At 63.6% G+C, this 16,393-nt stretch carries 17 protein-coding genes; 9 read left to right on the top strand and 8 right to left on the bottom strand.

All coding sequences use genetic code 11. The annotated features are described in order from the left end of the window. Positions 1 to 5: 5 nt before the first annotated feature. Positions 6 to 1,163: an FG-GAP repeat domain-containing protein gene (locus ACFVSI_RS17870; protein ID WP_387826524.1), complete on the top strand. Its 1,158-nt coding sequence runs from the start codon at positions 6 to 8 to the stop codon at positions 1,161 to 1,163. Between the two features lie 26 nt (positions 1,164 to 1,189). Here the strand turns inward: ACFVSI_RS17870 and ACFVSI_RS17875 are convergent, their stop codons facing one another. After that, positions 1,190 to 1,942 (bottom strand): SDR family NAD(P)-dependent oxidoreductase, encoded by a 753-nt coding sequence (locus ACFVSI_RS17875; protein ID WP_387826527.1) that lies wholly within the window; start codon positions 1,940 to 1,942, stop codon positions 1,190 to 1,192. Between the two features lie 9 nt (positions 1,943 to 1,951). Further along, the gene (locus ACFVSI_RS17880; protein ID WP_387826530.1) at positions 1,952 to 2,863 is read right to left on the bottom strand and encodes a fumarylacetoacetate hydrolase family protein; all 912 of its coding nucleotides are present in this window, start codon (positions 2,861 to 2,863) and stop codon (positions 1,952 to 1,954) included. Between the two features lie 139 nt (positions 2,864 to 3,002). Between ACFVSI_RS17880 and ACFVSI_RS17885 the strand changes: the two genes are divergently transcribed. The 5 genes from ACFVSI_RS17885 to ACFVSI_RS17905 are packed head-to-tail and all read left to right on the top strand — an operon-like array spanning position 3,003 to position 7,730. Then, the gene (locus tag ACFVSI_RS17885) at positions 3,003 to 4,307 is read left to right on the top strand and encodes an L-fuconate dehydratase (protein WP_387826533.1); all 1,305 of its coding nucleotides are present in this window, start codon (positions 3,003 to 3,005) and stop codon (positions 4,305 to 4,307) included. After that, entirely contained in the window at positions 4,304 to 5,611 is a 1,308-nt protein-coding gene (locus ACFVSI_RS17890; RefSeq protein ID WP_387826536.1) for an alpha-L-fucosidase, read from the top strand. Before ACFVSI_RS17885 ends, ACFVSI_RS17890 begins: the two co-directional genes overlap by 4 nt. Next, positions 5,604 to 5,918 carry an L-rhamnose mutarotase gene (locus ACFVSI_RS17895; protein WP_387826539.1) on the top strand — a complete coding sequence of 105 codons (315 nt, stop codon included), beginning with the start codon at positions 5,604 to 5,606 and terminating at the stop codon, positions 5,916 to 5,918. Before ACFVSI_RS17890 ends, ACFVSI_RS17895 begins: the two co-directional genes overlap by 8 nt. Beyond that, positions 5,903 to 6,868, top strand: coding sequence for an aldo/keto reductase (locus tag ACFVSI_RS17900; RefSeq protein ID WP_387826542.1), 966 nt, complete (start codon positions 5,903 to 5,905; stop codon positions 6,866 to 6,868). Before ACFVSI_RS17895 ends, ACFVSI_RS17900 begins: the two co-directional genes overlap by 16 nt. Continuing rightward, positions 6,861 to 7,730, top strand: a complete 870-nt coding sequence (locus ACFVSI_RS17905; RefSeq protein WP_387826545.1) for an amidohydrolase family protein — start codon at positions 6,861 to 6,863, stop codon at positions 7,728 to 7,730. Before ACFVSI_RS17900 ends, ACFVSI_RS17905 begins: the two co-directional genes overlap by 8 nt. Before the next feature lie 13 nt (positions 7,731 to 7,743). On the opposite strand, the gene ACFVSI_RS17910 is transcribed toward ACFVSI_RS17905, so the two are convergent. From ACFVSI_RS17910 to ACFVSI_RS17930, 5 genes are all read right to left on the bottom strand, one after another. Next, positions 7,744 to 8,415 carry a FadR/GntR family transcriptional regulator gene (locus tag ACFVSI_RS17910; RefSeq protein WP_306845341.1) on the bottom strand — a complete coding sequence of 224 codons (672 nt, stop codon included), beginning with the start codon at positions 8,413 to 8,415 and terminating at the stop codon, positions 7,744 to 7,746. Between the two features lie 195 nt (positions 8,416 to 8,610). Beyond that, entirely contained in the window at positions 8,611 to 10,122 is a 1,512-nt protein-coding gene (locus tag ACFVSI_RS17915; protein ID WP_387826548.1) for an amino acid permease, read from the bottom strand. 144 nt (positions 10,123 to 10,266) lie between these two features. Beyond that, the gene (gene aspA / locus ACFVSI_RS17920) at positions 10,267 to 11,682 is read right to left on the bottom strand and encodes an aspartate ammonia-lyase (protein WP_387826551.1); all 1,416 of its coding nucleotides are present in this window, start codon (positions 11,680 to 11,682) and stop codon (positions 10,267 to 10,269) included. After that, positions 11,679 to 12,752, bottom strand: coding sequence for an asparaginase (locus ACFVSI_RS17925; protein ID WP_387826554.1), 1,074 nt, complete (start codon positions 12,750 to 12,752; stop codon positions 11,679 to 11,681). Before ACFVSI_RS17925 ends, aspA begins: the two co-directional genes overlap by 4 nt. Further along, positions 12,749 to 13,477: a FadR/GntR family transcriptional regulator gene (locus ACFVSI_RS17930; RefSeq protein WP_144662263.1), complete on the bottom strand. Its 729-nt coding sequence runs from the start codon at positions 13,475 to 13,477 to the stop codon at positions 12,749 to 12,751. Before ACFVSI_RS17930 ends, ACFVSI_RS17925 begins: the two co-directional genes overlap by 4 nt. A 93-nt stretch (positions 13,478 to 13,570) precedes the next feature. Here ACFVSI_RS17930 and ACFVSI_RS17935 point away from each other — a divergent pair, with 93 nt between their 5' ends. The 3 genes from ACFVSI_RS17935 (at position 13,571) to ACFVSI_RS17945 (ending at position 15,268) form a co-directional block, all read left to right on the top strand. Continuing rightward, positions 13,571 to 14,077, top strand: coding sequence for a hypothetical protein (locus ACFVSI_RS17935; protein ID WP_387826556.1), 507 nt, complete (start codon positions 13,571 to 13,573; stop codon positions 14,075 to 14,077). Between the two features lie 69 nt (positions 14,078 to 14,146). After that, positions 14,147 to 14,749 carry a hypothetical protein gene (locus ACFVSI_RS17940; RefSeq protein ID WP_387826559.1) on the top strand — a complete coding sequence of 201 codons (603 nt, stop codon included), beginning with the start codon at positions 14,147 to 14,149 and terminating at the stop codon, positions 14,747 to 14,749. A gap of 27 nt (positions 14,750 to 14,776) precedes the next feature. Beyond that, entirely contained in the window at positions 14,777 to 15,268 is a 492-nt protein-coding gene (locus tag ACFVSI_RS17945) for a DUF3817 domain-containing protein (RefSeq protein ID WP_387826561.1), read from the top strand. A gap of 335 nt (positions 15,269 to 15,603) precedes the next feature. On the opposite strand, the gene ACFVSI_RS17950 is transcribed toward ACFVSI_RS17945, so the two are convergent. Beyond that, a complete protein-coding gene (locus ACFVSI_RS17950; protein WP_387826564.1) occupies positions 15,604 to 16,218 on the bottom strand; it encodes a hypothetical protein in 615 nt (204 codons plus the stop codon). Positions 16,219 to 16,393: the final 175 nt, after the last annotated feature.

Here is a 16,393-nt window from a genome sequence, read left to right on the forward strand (position 1 = left end):
AAACGGTGGGAACATTCAGGCACATCCGGCGGACGCGGGGCTCCGTCAAGGCTGCGATCTTGGCGGCTGTCCTGCTGGCCGCCATGCCGGTTCCCGCCGCACACGCAGTGACGCCGGACGGGTTCAGTATCAGTGGCCCCACGTATGTGGGCAACGGATTGTCCGTCAGCGGGGCTTACGAGTACTTCTCCGCCTGCGACCCTGACCCGCAGCACGGCTATTCAATCCAGTGGCTTCGTGACGGCGAGCCGGTGATACCGCAATCGACCTTCTCCTCGTTCTACGAGCTGCGCATGGAGGACGTCGGCTCCCGGATCTCGGCTGTGGTCACGGGTTCCCAAGCCTGCAACCCCTCGCAGGTGGTGGTGAAGGAATCCGAGGTGGTCAAGAGTCAGCCCCCACGCGCTGAAGGATTCACGGGCCGGGGAGTATTTGAGCTGCTGGGACGCCGGCATGATGGTGCCCTGATGCTGTACCCGGGCCTCGACAGTACACAAGGGTGGAAGCCGCCGCGGCTGATTGGCGCCAACTGGGCTGCATATAGCAGGATCATCGGTGCCGGCGACCTCACCAGCGACGGCAAGACTGAGCTCCTGGCAACGGACGGGGCGGGCAGGCTCTGGATGTTCTGGGGAAGGGGAGACGGAACCTTCCCTTCGGAGGCCTATCCATCGGAAATCGGCTGGGGCTGGAATGCCATGGACAAAGTGGTAGGCCCCGGCGATTTCGACGGCGACGGGTACAACGACCTCCTGGCCACCGAACCCAACGGCAACCTCTACCTCTACCCCAAAGCCGCCCGGGGGTGGACACCCCGCGCCCACGTGGGCCAGGGGTGGGACGTCATGGACCTGCTCATCACGCCCGGTGATTTCAATGGCGACGGCACGGCGGACCTCCTGGCCAAGGACAAGGCCGGACGCCTGTTCCTCTATGGCGGCAATGGGAGTGGCGGATGGTTGGCGCCACGCCAAGTAGGCCAGGGGTGGAATGTCCTGAGCAAGGTGGGCAGTGTGGGGGACTTCAACCGTGACGGTTTTGCCGATGTCCACGGGGTCAACAGCTCCGGTGAATTGCTGATGTACTACGGCGATGGACGCGGCGGTTGGAAGGGCGTGGAAACCGTTGGCTGGGGATGGAACATCTTCAACGGGCTCTACTGACGCAACGCCTCTCCTGACGCAACCCCCTAGTGAACCGGACGAAGCCGCAGACCCTGCATGCCGCCGTCGACCGCCAGCGAGGTTCCCGACGTCGAGCCCGACAGCGGACTCGCCAGGTAAGCGACCGCGCCGGCCACTTCGGCAGGATCCACCATGCGTCCGTGTGGCTGGCGGGCATTGAGGGCTGCGCGCTCGCCGGCGGGATCCGCCGCCGAGTCCAGCAAGCGGCCTACCCACGGGGTGTCCACGGTGCCGGGATTGACGCAGTTCACGCGGATGCCCTCGCGCACGTGGTCCGCGGCCATCGCCAATGTTAGGGACAGGACCGCGCCCTTGGACGCCGAGTACAAAGCACGCTGCGGCAGGCCCGCCGTTGCCGCGATGGAGCAGGTGTTGACGATTGACGCCGCCGGTGACTCACGCAGGTACGGCAGCGCTGCCCGGCTCACGCGCGCGATTCCCACCACGTTAATGTTGAGGACGCGCAGCCATTCGTCGTCATTGTTCGCGGCAACGTCACCTTGCGCCCCGATTCCGGCGTTGTTGATAAGGATGTCCAGACGGCCGAACCGCTGGGCGACATGCTCGACGGCGGTACGCACCGAGGCGTCATCGGCCACGTTGCACTGCACGCCAAAGTGCGGGCTGGCTTCCGGTGTGAGGTCCAGGACCGCTACCTGGGCGCCGCCAGCGGCGAGGCGGTCCGCGATGGCCGCTCCGATCCCGGAAGCCCCGCCTGTGACGATTGCCGCGAGGCCATCAAATTCCTTGGTGGTCATGGTCCGGCCTCAGGCGTTGGTGCCGGCGACGGCAACCGGGCGGGCTGACCCGGCATGTGCCCGGAAGTACTCCTGGCGCTGGCGTCCCAGCCCATCAATTTCCAGCTCCACCACGTCACCGGGTTGGATGAACGGGAAGCGGCCGGACAACGCAACGCCCTCGGGGGTCCCGGTGATGATCACATCGCCTGGTTCGAGGACCATGTACTGGCTGAGGTGGTGGACGATCGTGGCAGGGTCGAAGATCATGTCCGAGGTATTGGAGTCCTGGCGGGCTTCGCCGTTGACCAGGGTCCGGAGGCGAAGGTTGCCCGGATCGATCTCGGAGGCGGGGACCAGCCAGGGACCCAGGGGAGTCGAGCCCGGGAGCGACTTGCCCTTGGTCCACTGTCCGGCAGCCCCGGGGATCTGGTACTCACGCTCGGAGAGATCGTTGGCCACCGCGTAGCCGGCGATGCTGTCTTCCGCTTCTTCCAAGGTGGAAAGGTATGACGCTTCCTTCCCGACGATGATGGCCAGTTCCACCTCCCAGTCGTACTTTTCCGACGCCGGCGGGATGGGAGCGGCGTCGTACGGTCCGGCGATGGTGTTGCTTGGTTTCAGGAATACGACGGGAACTTCGGGCGGTGTCGCGCCGGATTCGGCTGCGTGCGCGGTGTAGTTCAGGCCGATGGCGATGACGGATCCAGGGCGGGCGACAGGCGCGCCGATGCGCAGTCCTTCGGCCGGAATTTCGGGGAGTTCCCCTCTGTTCAGGGCTTCGCGGGTGCGTCCGATACCGTCCGAGGCGAGGAAGCCGCCGTCGAGGTCCTTGGTCAGGGGCGCAAGGCTGTAGTACTTCTCGTTGCCTTTGGCATCCTCGGCGATGACTGCCGGTTGTTCGTTTCCGGCCGTGCCCAGCCTGGCGAATTTCAAGGTCATGGCTTCCTCCGTGCGTTCGGGACTAACATCCGAGCTCTAGTGTGATGTTTCCTCCCATAATACGGAAATGTGACCCATTGACAAGCCATACATCGGATGTTTAGCTTCAACGGAGAACAGCTACCCAACCAGGAGCCCCATGAGCATCATCACCGACGTCGAAACTTTCGATATCCGCTTTCCCACCTCCCGGGATCTCGACGGCTCCGACGCCATGAATCCGGACCCGGACTACTCAGCCGCCTACATGATCATTCGCACGGACGCCGGTGATGGCCACGAGGGCCACGGCTTCGTGTTCACCATCGGCCGTGGCAACGAGGTGGAAACGGCAGCGATTGAGGCACTCCGTGGACACATCCTTGGGCGATCTGCCGAAGAACTCCTCGACGACATGGGAGCCACCTGGAAACTCCTGGCCCACGATTCCCAACTCCGCTGGCTCGGGCCCGAAAAGGGTGTCATGCACATGGCGATCGGGGCCGTCGTCAACGCGCTCTGGGACTTGAAAGCCAAGCGCGCCGGACTGCCCCTGTGGGAACTGCTTGCAGGCATGGCGCCGGAAGAAATCGTGGCGTTGGTCGACTTCCGCTACCTCACGGACGCCCTCACCCCCGATGAAGCCCTGGGCATCCTCCGCGCCGCCGAACCCGGAAGGTCGCAGCGGAAGGTGGCACTGCGCGCCGAAGGCTACCCCGCGTACACCACGACGCCGGGCTGGCTGGGTTACAGCGACGAGAAGCTGACGCGGCTGGCCAAGGAAGCCGTGGCTGACGGATTTGCGCAGATCAAGTTGAAGGTGGGGGCGTCCCTGGAGGACGACATCCGGAGGGTCCGGACTGCCCGCGAAGCTGTGGGACCTGACATCAAAATCGCCGTGGATGCCAACCAGCGTTGGGACGTGCAGGAGGCCATCGACTGGATGGCCCACCTGGCCCCCTACGACATCGCCTGGATCGAGGAACCCACCAGCCCGGACGATATCCTGGGCCACGCAGCGATCGCCCGGGCTGTGGAACCCATTCCAGTGGCAACAGGGGAGCACGTGCAGAACCGGGTGGTGTTCAAACAGATGCTGCAGGCGGGCTCGCTGCAGGTCCTGCAGATTGATGCGGCGCGTGTGGCAGGCGTCAACGAGAACATTGCCATCCTGCTCTTGGCCGCCAAGTTTGGTGTCCGCGTCTGCCCGCACGCAGGCGGGGTGGGACTGTGCGAGGCCGTGCAGCACTTGTCCATGTTCGACTACGTCGCGGTGTCCGGGACCAAGGAGGAACGGACCATCGAGTTCGTGGACCACCTCCACGAACACTTCGTTACCCCGGTGAAGGTCGACAACGGCGCGTACTGGCCGCCGTCGTCTCCTGGTGCCGGCAACGAAATGCTCCGTGAAACACTGACCGCATACAGCTTTCCGAACGGCCCGATATGGAAGGAAGACCTGTGATCCAGCACGCCGCGTGGTTCGAAGAAGCACGCTTCGGGATGTTCGTGCACTGGGGCATCTACGCCCTCCCCGCACGGCACGAATGGGTCATGAACAGGGAAGAGATCACCGTAGAGGAGTACTCGAAGTACTTCCGGCGCTTCGATCCTGACCTGTACGACCCCCGGGAATGGGCGAGGGCCGCCCGCGCCGCCGGAATGAAGTACGTTGTCCTCACCACCAAGCACCACGACGGGTTCTGCCTGTGGGACTCAGCCCTGACCGATTACAAAGCCACGAACACCCCGGCCGGCAGGGACCTCATCCAGCCGTATGTCGAAGCACTCCGTGCCGAGGGACTGAAGGTGGGCTTCTACCACTCGCTTGTTGACTGGCATCACCCCGACTTCACCATTGACGGCGTACATCCCCAACGCAACGCGGCCGACGTCGAACGCTTGAACAGCGGCCGGGACATGGCCCGCTACCGTGAGTACCTCCACGGCCAGGTCCGCGAACTCCTCAGCAACTACGGCACGATCGACTACCTGTTTTTCGACTTCTCCTATGCCGGACTGGGCAACGCTGAGTTCTGGGGTGGCAAAGGGCGCGAGGACTGGGATTCGGATTCACTGCTCGCGATGGTTCGCGAGCTGCAGCCGGGCATCGTGGTCAACGACCGCCTGGACATCCCGGGAGACTTTGTCACGCCGGAGCAGTACCAGCCGGCAGCTCCCATGGTGCTCGACGGCGAACCGGTCACCTGGGAGGCCTGCCAGACGTTGAACGGCAGTTGGGGGTACGACCGGGACAACCAAAACTACAAGTCCGTGGACCTGCTCATCCGGATGCTGGTGGACGGAGTGTCCAAGGGCGGAAACCTGCTGCTCAACGCAGGCCCAACGGGGAGGGGCACCATCGATCCGCGGGCACTGCAGTCACTTGAAGGGATAGGGGTGTGGATGAAACTGCATTCCCGCTCCATCTACGGCGCCGGGGTCTCAGCCTTCACAGCGCCCTCCGACATCCGTTACACCCAGCGCGGGGACCGGCTCTATGTGCACTTGTTCGCCTGGCCGTTCGAATACGTGCACCTGCCTGGCTTGGCCGGGAAGGTGGAATACGCCCAGTTGCTCAACGATGCTTCGGAAGTGTTCCTTCGCGAGGTTGACCCGGACCAGCAGGCCATGAACATGACACCGGGAGGCCAGCCGCCGGGAACACTCACCATTAAGTTGCCTGTGCAGAAGCCCGATGTCGCAGTCCCGGTGCTTGAACTCTTCCTGAAGCCCTCCGCCGTGGAACCGACGGAGAACCATGGTTGAGAGCATCGCCCTGCACACCAGGCTTAAGCCCGGAACGGAAGAGGAGTACGCCGACGCCCACTCGAACATCCCTCCGGAACTCGTCTTGGCCCTGAAGGAAGCCGGGGTACGGAACTGGCGGATCTGGCGCAGCGGACTCGACCTCTTCCATGTCGTGGACGTGGACGACTACCAGGCGATGCGGCATGCGCTCGCCGAACATCCCGCCAACGTGCCCTGGCAGGCCCGGATGGCTGAACTTTTGGACGTCCAGGACGATTACTCCGGGACGGATACGGGTATCCCGAAAGTATGGGAACTGCCATGAACTCAGTTGACCTCCACAGGCTGGGAAGACTCGGCTTCGGCGGGGCCGGAATTGGAAACCTTTACCGGGCCATCCCGGACGGCGAAGCCCTTGCCACCGTGCTGGCGGCCTGGGATGCCGGAGTCCGTTATTTCGACACCGCGCCGCACTACGGACTGGGCCTGTCGGAGCAAAGACTCGGTGCCGTCCTGCGGGATAAACCCCGCGATGAATTCCTCATCTCTACCAAGGTTGGCCGTTTGCTGGAACCCAACCCCGCAGGAGGGCGCGACTCCGAGGGCTTCGACGTCCCCGCCACCTCCCGGCGGATCTGGGACTTCAGCGAGGCAGGCATCCGGCGCAGCATCGAGGAGTCGCTGGAGCGGCTTGGGCTAAGCCACGTGGACATCGTTTACCTGCATGATCCCGACGTCCATGACCTTCATGCCGGAATCACGCAAGGGCTGCCCGCGCTGGAAAAACTCCGCTCAGAGGGCCTTGTCTCCGCCATCGGCGTCGGGACCAACTCCGCCGAAGCCGCGCTGGAGTGCGTCGAAGCGGCCGATCTTGACCTGGTGATGCTCGCCGGACGCTACACCCTGCTGGAGCAGCCCGACGTTCCCCTGCTTGAACGCTGCAGGGAGCGCCGCACCGGCGTCGTAAGCGTCGGCGCCTATAACTCGGGCCTGCTGGCCCGTCCCGACGTCCCGGACGACGCGCACTACAACTATGGGCAAGCACCCTCGGCTGTGCTGGAGCGGGCCCGGGCGCTCGCGGCCATTTGCCGCGATTTCGGCGTGGAACTTCCGACGGCGGCCCTCCAGTTCCCGCTGCGGCATCCGGCCGTGGTGAACGTGACCGCCGGGGCGACATCCCCTGAACAAATGGTCACCAACGCTGAACGGATGGACCAGCCTGTTCCCCAGGAACTGTGGGCGGCGTTGCGTGCCGAGGGGTCTGCCGGTGATTGATTCACATCTGCATCTGTGGACCTTGGACACTTTCGTCACTGGAGGGGAGCGCCCCTATTCCTGGCTCGGCCCGCAGCATGGGGCCTTGTTCCGCAGCTTTGGCGAGGACGAAGCGTGGGAGACGCTCGATGCCGCAGGGGCCAGGGGTGCAGTACTGGTCCAGGCCGATGACACAGTTGCCGATACCGAGAGCATGCTGACCGTGGCTTCCCGGAACCCCTGGGTTATGGGGGTGGTTGGCTGGATCCGGCTTGATTCTCCGGGCGAGGCGGCTTCCCAGCTGGACCGCTTCGCAGCCAACCCGGTGTTCCGCGGCGTACGGCACCTGGTGCATGACGATCCCCGGCCGGATTTCCTGGACCTTCCCTCTGTCCGGGAATCACTGGCGTTGGTGGCGGGCCGTGGCTTGGCATTCGACGTCCCGGACGCGTTCCCGCGGCATCTGGGGGCGACGGTCCGGCTCGCCCGGGAGCTTCCGGAACTGATCGTGGTCCTTGACCACCTGGGCAAACCACCTTTGGCCGATGCTGCGCTCATGGACTCCTGGCGCAAGGACTTCCTCGCTTTGGGACGTGAGCCGAACACCGTGGCGAAACTGTCCGGGCTTCACGTCGCGGGGCAGCCGTACACCAGCGAGGCATTGCGGCCTTTGTTCGAGACAGCCATGGAGGCTTTCGGGGCCGGGCGATTGATGATCGGCGGCGACTGGCCGGTGAGCACCCTCGGGGCGCCGTATGGCCGGACCCTCGATGTGCTGCTGGAACTCGTCTCGTCGCTGAGCCCGGCTGAGCAGGACTCGATTCTGGAAGGGACAGCGATCCGTACCTATGGGCTGGCAGCCAACCCGATGGTGGATGCCTAGAGAGCTTGGATGACTAGAGCGCTTGGCGCAGCCAGTTCTCCACGCCGCTGATGTGCACAGTGACCAGTGCGCGGACCAGCTCCGCGTCCCCGCGCTCCAGTGCGTCCGCGATCGCCCGATGCTCCGCCAAGGTGTGTGACACAGCCTTCTCTTGGGTCAGTCCGCGCCAGATCCGGGCCCGCACTGTGCTGCTGGACAGGGCCTCCAGGAGGCTGCCGAGGTAGTCGTTCCCGGCGGCTTCGGTGATGATGCTGTGGAATTCGAGGTCGTGGGCGACGAGTTCCTCTACGTCCGTGGTCTCGTCGATTCCGTCCATCGTTGCGCGCAGCGCCAGGAGTTTCTCGGGGGTGATCTTCGCCGCTGCAAGATGCGCTGTGGCAGGTTCAAGGATTCGTCGGACCTCGAAGAGCTCAAGGATGGAGCGGTCCTGGTGCAGGTCCACGACGAACGCTACGGCTTCGTTGAGCAGTTTGGCGTCGAGGCTGGTCACGTAGGTTCCGTCACCGCGGCGCACATCCAGCACCCGGATCAGCTCCAAGGCCTTCACCGCTTCGCGCAGCGAGCTTCTGGACAGGCCGAGCCGCTCGCTCAGTTCCTTCTCCGGCGGAAGCCGATCGCCGGCCTTGAGTTCGCCCCGGATCAGCATGTCCTTGATCTTGCTGATCGCCTCGTCTGTGACAGCCATGGACCAATAGTAGCCACGAATGATCGGATGTCTGTCTCCGCCGCGTCCGAACCCAACTGGGGGACAGCAAACGTCGTATTGAGACGTCATTGCGACATGTGCTGTCCCCTGGTTGGGGCGTTAACGGACGACGGCGGCACCCAAGGTTCCGCTGGTACGGAACCCGGGTGCCGCCGTCGTGAGTCAGGCGTTGCTTTACTTGTCGCCGCCGCCAGGCAGCGGGCGGTTGGCGATCACCGGAGCGCTGCCGGTGTAGCCATCGCGGGTGGCAGCAAGCTCGTGGATCTGCTTACGGCACAGGAACCAACCCCAAACCATCAGCGCGCAGGCGATTGCCGTGACCAGCATGGTGAGAGGCGACTCGATGAACACCATCACCAGGACGCCGGCAAGGAAGAGCAGCGACAACCAGCCGGTGTACGGGGCACCGAACAAGCGGAAGGACGGGCGCTTGACCCAGCCCTTGTCCGACCAGCGCTTGAGCTGCATCTGGCACAGGACAATGGTGGCCCAGGTGACGATGATGCCCACGGAGGCGACGTTCAACACGATCTCGAAAGCGTCGGACGGGACGAGGTAGTTCAGCGGAACACCGAGCAGGGAAACGCCCGCGGTGATGGCGATTCCGCCGTAGGGCACGCCGGCCTTGTTCATGCGCTGTGCGAACTTCGGAGCAGAACCTGCAACGGACATGGAACGGAGGATACGGCCCGTGGAGTACAGCCCGGCGTTCAAGGAGGACAGTGCGGCGGTGAGGACAACGAGGTTCATGATCACGTCAACGCCCTGGACACCGATTGACCCGAAGAACGTCACGAACGGGCTGACACCCTTCTCGTAGGAGGTGTACGGGAGCAGCAGGGCCAGCAGGATGACCGAGCCGACGTAGAAGACCGCAATACGGAAGACCACGGAGTTGATCGCCTTGGGCATGATCTTCTCGGGTTCCTTGGTCTCGCCCGCCGCGGTGCCGACGAGTTCGATGGAGGCGTACGCGAACAGGACACCCTGCATGAGGATGATCATGGGGAGGATGCCGTTCGGGAAGATGCCGCCGTTGTCCGAGATCAGGCTGAAGCCGACTGTTTGGCCATCAACCGGCGTGCCGAAGATGACGAAGTAGGTGCCCACCAGCAGGAACGCCACCAGGGCAGCAACCTTGATCAGCGCGAACCAGAACTCCATCTCGCCGAAGACCTTGACGGAGACCAGGTTCAGGCTAAGCACCACTACCAGGGCGATAAGTGCCCACGCCCATTGAGGCACGGCGCCCATCCACGGCACGTATTTGCCGAAGAAGTTCATGTAAAGGGCTGCGGCCGTGATGTCCACGATGGTGGTGGTGGCCCAGTTGATCCAGTAGAACCAGCCCGAGACGAAGGCTGCCTTCTCACCGTAGAACTCACGGGCGTAGGAGACGAACGATCCGGACGAGGGGCGGTGCAGCACCAGTTCGCCCAGTGCACGGAGGATCAGGAAAGCGAAGAAGCCACAGACGGCGTACGCGATCACAAGGGAGGGGCCGGCTGCGTTGAGGCGGCCACCTGCGCCAAGGAACAGGCCGGTGCCGATGGCGCCACCGATAGCGATCATCTGGATCTGACGGGGCTTGAGGTCCTTGTGGTAGCCAGTGTCCTCTTTGTGGAGGGCTTTCTCACTGGCGTGCGCTTGGGCCGGAACCGTGTGGTCAGTGATGGGATTGGTCATTGGAATCCTTAGGAGTGTCCTGTTGGGGTTGTCATGGGCGCAGCCGGTCGGGGTTCCGGGCACACAAGACAGCGCCTCGATTGGGGTATGCCTCATCGGGCGGGACGGCTGAATGAAGCCGCTGGGCTTTTGGCCGTTGTGGGCCTATTTGCTCAAGTTGGCCAGACGTTCTGGACTGAGCAATTCTTCGAGCTGGGCAGCGGTCAAGAGGCCGTGCTCCAAAACAAGTTCTGCCACACCCTTGCCCGTTGCCAGCGCCTCCTGGGCAATGGCGGTGGCGGAGGCGTAACCGATGTGGGGGTTCAATGCCGTGACGAGACCGATCGACTGCTCCACGGTAAGCCGTAGCCGTTCGGTGTTTGCGGTGATGCCCCGGACGCAGCGTGCCGTAAGGGTGCGGCACGCTGCTTCCAGGTGGGAGATGCTCTTGTGCAGGCTGTGCACAATGATCGGTTCGAAGGCATTCAGCTGAAGCTGGCCCGCCTCCGCGGCCATGGTGACGGTGACATCGTTGCCGATGACTTCGTACGCCACTTGGCTGACCACTTCCGGGATCACCGGATTGATCTTGCCGGGCATGATCGACGAACCGGACTGCACTGCCGGAAGGTTGATCTCGCCCAATCCCGCGCGCGGTCCGGAGGACAGCAGGCGGAGGTCGTTGCAAATTTTGGAAAGCTTCACTGCCACTCGCTTCAGTACACCGGACAGGTGGACGAACGCTCCCACATCCTGGGTGGCCTCGATGAGGTCAGCGGCAGTGAGCAGAGGCAGGCCCGTGATTTCGGCCAGGTGCCGGCAGGCGGCTTCGGCGTAGCCAACCGGGGCATTCAGGCCTGTGCCGATGGCCGTGGCGCCAAGGTTGATCTCGTGGATGAGCATGTGGGACTCGTCCAGGCGTGCGCGGTCCTCGCCAATGGTGACGGCGTAGCCCCCGAATTCCTGGCCTAAAGTCATCGGAACGGCGTCCTGCAACTGCGTACGGCCCATCTTCACGACGGTGCGGAACTCGCGGCCCTTCTCGGCGAAGGCCTCTTCGAGCTCCTCCAGCGCTGCCAGGAGTTCCTTCACTGAGAAGATCGTGGCGAGGTTGACCGCCGTCGGGTAGACGTCGTTGGTGGACTGGCTCAGGTTGACGTGGTCGTTCGGGTGCAGCTTGGAGTAGTCGCCCTTGGGGTAGCCCAGGATCTCCAGAGCACGGTTGGCGATGACCTCGTTGGCGTTCATGTTGGAGCTGGTGCCGGCTCCGCCCTGGATCACGTCCACCATGAACTGTTCCTGCAGCTTGCCCTCCAGGATGTCCTGGCAGGCCTGCTCTATGGCATTGGCACGTTCTGAGTCCAGAAGACCGAGCTCGTGGTTGGTTCGGGCGGCTGCCTGCTTCACTGCAGCCAGCCCGCGGACCAGGTGCTTGTTGGTGGAGAGCGGCTGCCCGGTGATGGGGAAGTTCTCGATGGCACGCAGTGTGTGGACGCCCCAGTAGGCTTCCGCGGGTACATCGCGGTCGCCCAGGAGGTCGTGTTCGGAACGGAGGGGGATCGCCTGATCGACGGTGGTCATAGCTGTCCTTGGTTGATTGCTGAAAAATCTGATGCGCGGAGTTCGCCGACCGGAAGGCCGCCACCCAGCACAGGGGGGCTTTGAAGCGTGTGCAGGCTGCCGCCGTCGACACCCAGACGGCGGAGGACCTCAAGGGTGACGGGCATGCGCGCGCGGTCGCCGCCGTCGGAAATCTTCACTGCCAGCCCGGTGCCGTCCGGAAGGCCGACGAGCTGGAGTCCTTCGAAGCCGTCCTTGGCGAGCAGGCCCGGTACGGCGCGCATGAGGGCGGTGACGTCGCGGCCTTCGCCGGCCACCATCTCCGGGAAGCGGCGCATGGCGTGGGCCACCTTGCCTTCGAGGGTGTCCTCGTCCGCGGCGGCCAGACGGCCATATGCGCGGGCCATGCCGTGCAGCGAGTGGGCGAACAGCGGGGTACCGCAACCGTCCGTGCTGACGGCGGCAGCCTCCTCACCGGTCAGCTCGGTGATGGTGTCGCGGACCAGCACCTGCAGCGGGTGCTCCGGGTGCAAGTATCCCTCCACAGGCCAGCCGTTGATAACGCAGACGGCGGTCATGGAGGCGTGCTTCCCGGAACAGTTCTGCGTGATGTGGGTGGGGCCATTGCCGGCCCGGAGCCAATCCTCGCGCTCTGCGACGCCGTAGGGAAGGTCCGTGCTGTTTGCCAGGGCCGCGTCGGTGAGGCCGTGGAGCTTCAGGATTTCAGTGGCGCCGTCACGGTGCATTTTCGCGCCGGAATGGCTGGCAGCTGTGAGGGCCAGGAGGTTTTCGGGGATGTCCAGGCCGGCCTTGAGCAGCGCGACGGCCTGCAACGGCTTCAGGCTTGAACGCGGGTACATGGGGGCGTCGGGCTGGCCGGCTTCGACGATGCTGCTGCCGTCAGCGGCAAGCGCGATCAGCGAACCGTAGTGGACGCTCTCCACCAGTCCGTCGCGGGTTACTTCGACAAGGGGGACGTGGTTGGGGACCGTCGCTTTGTGGGCGGCAGGTTCCGGTGCCGGGGGTGCCGTGGCTTCGTGTGCCGGTGCTTTGGGGGCGGGCATGGTGTCGGTGTCCTTTGGATGTGTCATTTACTGAGGATTGTGTCCAGTGCCACGCTGACGGCCTGCAGGTGGGCGGCCATCGCCTTGCTTGCGGCGTGGGAGTCGCCCGCCTCGATGGCGTCGAGGATGGCGACGTGTTCCTCGTCCGAACGGTGTTGCCGGTCAGCGACGAGGTTCAAGGTTTCGGACTGGTGGGCCAACGCTTCGCGGATGTCCGACACCACGCTCGCGAACACCCGGTTCCCACTGGCCCGCGCAACGGCCGAGTGGAAGCTGGCATCCAGGTTTACCCAGGCTTCGGGGTCGTTCTCGTTGAGCATTTCCTGGATGATGTCCTTCAGGTGCTCGAGTTCTTCTTCCGTCCTTCTCTCAGCCGCCAGGCCGGCAGCCGGGATCTCGATGTGAGGACGTGCTTCGTTAAGATCGCGCGCGCTGTACTGGCCCAAGGTAAGGTCATTAGCAACCTTGTTGGCCACAATGAAAGTGCCCTTGCCGGTTTTGGTGACAGTGAGGCCCAAGGTGTTGCACGACCTCAGCGCTTCCCGGATCACCGAACGGCTGACGCCATACTGGGCAGCCAGGGTCGCTTCAGAACTCAGCTTGGTGCCGATGTCGAACTGACCGCCTTCGATGGCCCGGCGGAGCGCGGCAAAGACAGCCTCAGCCGCGGAAATCCGCGAGATAGGCATATGCGCTGAGTGGCCGCTCTGGGACTCTTGCTGTCCGGCTGTCCGGCTGTCTGACAGGTTCACGTTTCGAATATGGCACGGGTCACAAGATGCTGTCAACGCTGAAAGGCTTGCTTCATGGTTTGGGGGCTGGTAAGGGCGTCAGCACAATGGATCATGCTCTTCACCAGAAAGTCCCTCACTGAGGACGGCTTCACCGGCTTTCGTCCCCTCGACGAACTCGACCCCATGCGAATCCCCCAAGGGGCGGGGGTGTTCGTGATCCTCCGGAAGGGCGACTTTGAGCCTGTTTTCCTCAGCAAAAGCGCGGCCGGGACCTTCAAAAAGAAGGACCCGTCGCTGAAGCGTGAAGCGTTGGAGGCCCAATGGGTTGCCGACGCTTCCGTGTTGTACATCGGCAAGGCCAGCGCCGGCAGCCAAGGGAACAGGGGCCTGCGCAAGCAGATCCAGGAGTTTATGGATTACGGCCGCGGCCGGCCGACCGTTGTGTGGGACGCGCGCCTCATCTGGCAGTTGCGCGATGCCCTGGACCTGATCATCGCCTGGAAGGAGCTCCCCGCTTCCGAGGTCAATGCTGCCGAAGTCGGCTATCACGCGGCTTTCGTTGCGGCCCATGGGCGGCTTCCGTTCGCGAACCTGGTCCAGGCGCGCGCCAGGAAATAGCTCGGGGAGGCCGACGGCGGGAGGCGGGTTCCGCCGTCGGCCTCCCGTTGGGTGCGTGATCGGCGCATAATGGCGTCCATGACGGCCAGCAACCCCGACAAGCCGCGCATCACCGTTGAGGCGCCGGTTCTGCGCGTTGGTGCAGGAACCGCTGACTATCAGGGCCTTGATCGATTCGTTGATTCACTGCGCAAGCCCCGAGGACTGCACATGACCTTGCTGCATGTGGGAATCCTGGATGAACTCGTCGGGGACATTGCCGCGTGGACCAAAGGCAGGGCGGAGCCTGGGAAGGTGCTGCCCGAGGTCACCAGTTGGCTGACCGAACTGCCGGTGTTGCAGGGTTTTCTGGGTAAGTCGGACAAGCTGGTGCCCCTGGGTGGCGGCCGACTTATGGGACTCGAAGTTGACGTTCCCCAGGACGTACACGATTACCAGGCCCTCCTGGTGCAGGGCCTGCACGTGTTGCTTGATGAGCTGGGCCTCGACAACATCGACGACTTTATTCTGGGCTCACCCGCATTGGGGTACAGGTCGCCGCGGTGGTTGCCGCATATTGCCGTGGGGAGGGCCCGGTCCCGTCACGAACCGCCAATGGAAATTTCTCCGGTGGCCATCGAGTTCGGCGATTCACGGATCCGTCACCGGGAGGCGTTGCCTGCCGATTCTTAGCCACTGGTCAGTCACGGTAGGTTGGAGATGTCTCCCGTTTCCTACCCGAGGACTCCCATGCAACCCCGCGCCTTGTTCCGTACCGTCGCTTTTGCCGAGGCCGTGACATGGACGTTGCTGCTGATTGGGTTGTTCCTTAAGTACGTCACCCGGACCACCGATGTGGGCGTGAGCATCGGTGGAGGCATCCATGGATTCGTGTTCCTTTGCTACGCAGCGACGGCCGCCTTCACCTGGATCAACCAGAAGTGGACAGTGCGCACGGGCCTCCTTGCCATCTGCTCGGCTGTGATTCCGTATGCCACCGTCCCCATGGAAAAGTCGTTGGATCGCCGCGGCCTTCTTGCCGGCGGGTGGCGCTTGGCCGCCGACGGAGATACGCCGCGTGGGGGCGTTGAAAAGGCCCAGGCTTGGGTGCTGCGGAATCCGATCCTTGCTGTTGTGGTGACGCTGGTTGCCGTGGGGGTCGTGTTCAGTTTCCTGCTGTTCATGGGCCCTCCAGGGACGTGGTTCTCCTAATGTTTGCCGCTGGGAAGCATCAGTTCTTCGGAACTGGTGCTTTCTTCTTTTAACCCGCAGTTCCCGCCTTTGGGCGTGCGGCCAGCACCGACTTTGGCACTGTGATGGCCTGGACGCGCCGTTGGAGTGGTGTGTCACCGGGGGGTTGGCGGTCAAAGTGGGTGGTGGCGGCCCGATTCCGTCCCGAGGAAGTTAGTGTCGGTGGCTTGGTGGCGGCACGGGTCTGGACCTCGTGTGGCTTCCTGACCTTGTTTGAGGCCGTTTTGCGTGATTTTCCGGCGGTTTCGAGCTGTTGCGGGTTTAAGCGGGTCAGGAAGTTGCGGTGCCTCGGGTCTCTACTTGGCTTCGGTGCCGGGGCAGCCCCAGGATTGGGGGTTTTGTTGGCAGGTGTCGGCGACGAGGGCTCGTTCTGTTTTCCAGACTTGGATGGTGATGGGCGGGGTGGTGAGGTTCAGGGTTCCGTTGATGGGCAGGGGTGGGCCGTTGTTGACCGAATAGGTGCCGGTGAAGGTTGTGGTGACGGTGGCGGGGTAGTTGCCGGTGTTTGTGTAGGTGTGGCTGGTGCGGGTTTGGGTGGTGAGCCATTCGGTTTGGGGGATGGAGTATCCGGTGGCCGGTGTTGGTCCGAGGGTGGTGCCGTCGCCGAAGGTGTAGGTGTAGCTGGTCGGGGTGGCGGTGAGGTGGACTGCTTGGCCGAGGATGGTGACGTCGAAGGTTTGTGCGGTTGTGGTGGTGTAGAAGTTGGTGGGTGCGCCTTTGAGGGTGTGGGGGAAGGGCTGGGCTTGGAGGGTTCCGGGGTTGACGGGGAGTTGCCGGAAGTCGGTGAGGATCCGGGCAGCGATGTCGGCCAGGACGTTCTGGGGCTCTGCGTCATAGAGGCACGCAGGTTTACCGTCCGCAGGCTGCCAATCCGTGAATGTCGGGTTAGTGACGGCTTTCGGTGCTTTCAACCAGATAACCGGTGAACCCTCTTTCCCTCCGGGTGTTGTAGGTGGGCATTCAAGGGTCAGACAGCCCATTTCACGTGCCCCGGGGCCACCTAGAGTGCAGCGAAAGTCTGGCTTGTATTGGTAGGGATCACCTGCTGAAGTGCCAGCGCCCCCGAGGCTGGGACTGGATATTCCG

The organism is Paenarthrobacter sp. NPDC057981 (assembly GCF_042886835.1).
GTDB lineage: Bacteria > Actinomycetota > Actinomycetes > Actinomycetales > Micrococcaceae > Arthrobacter.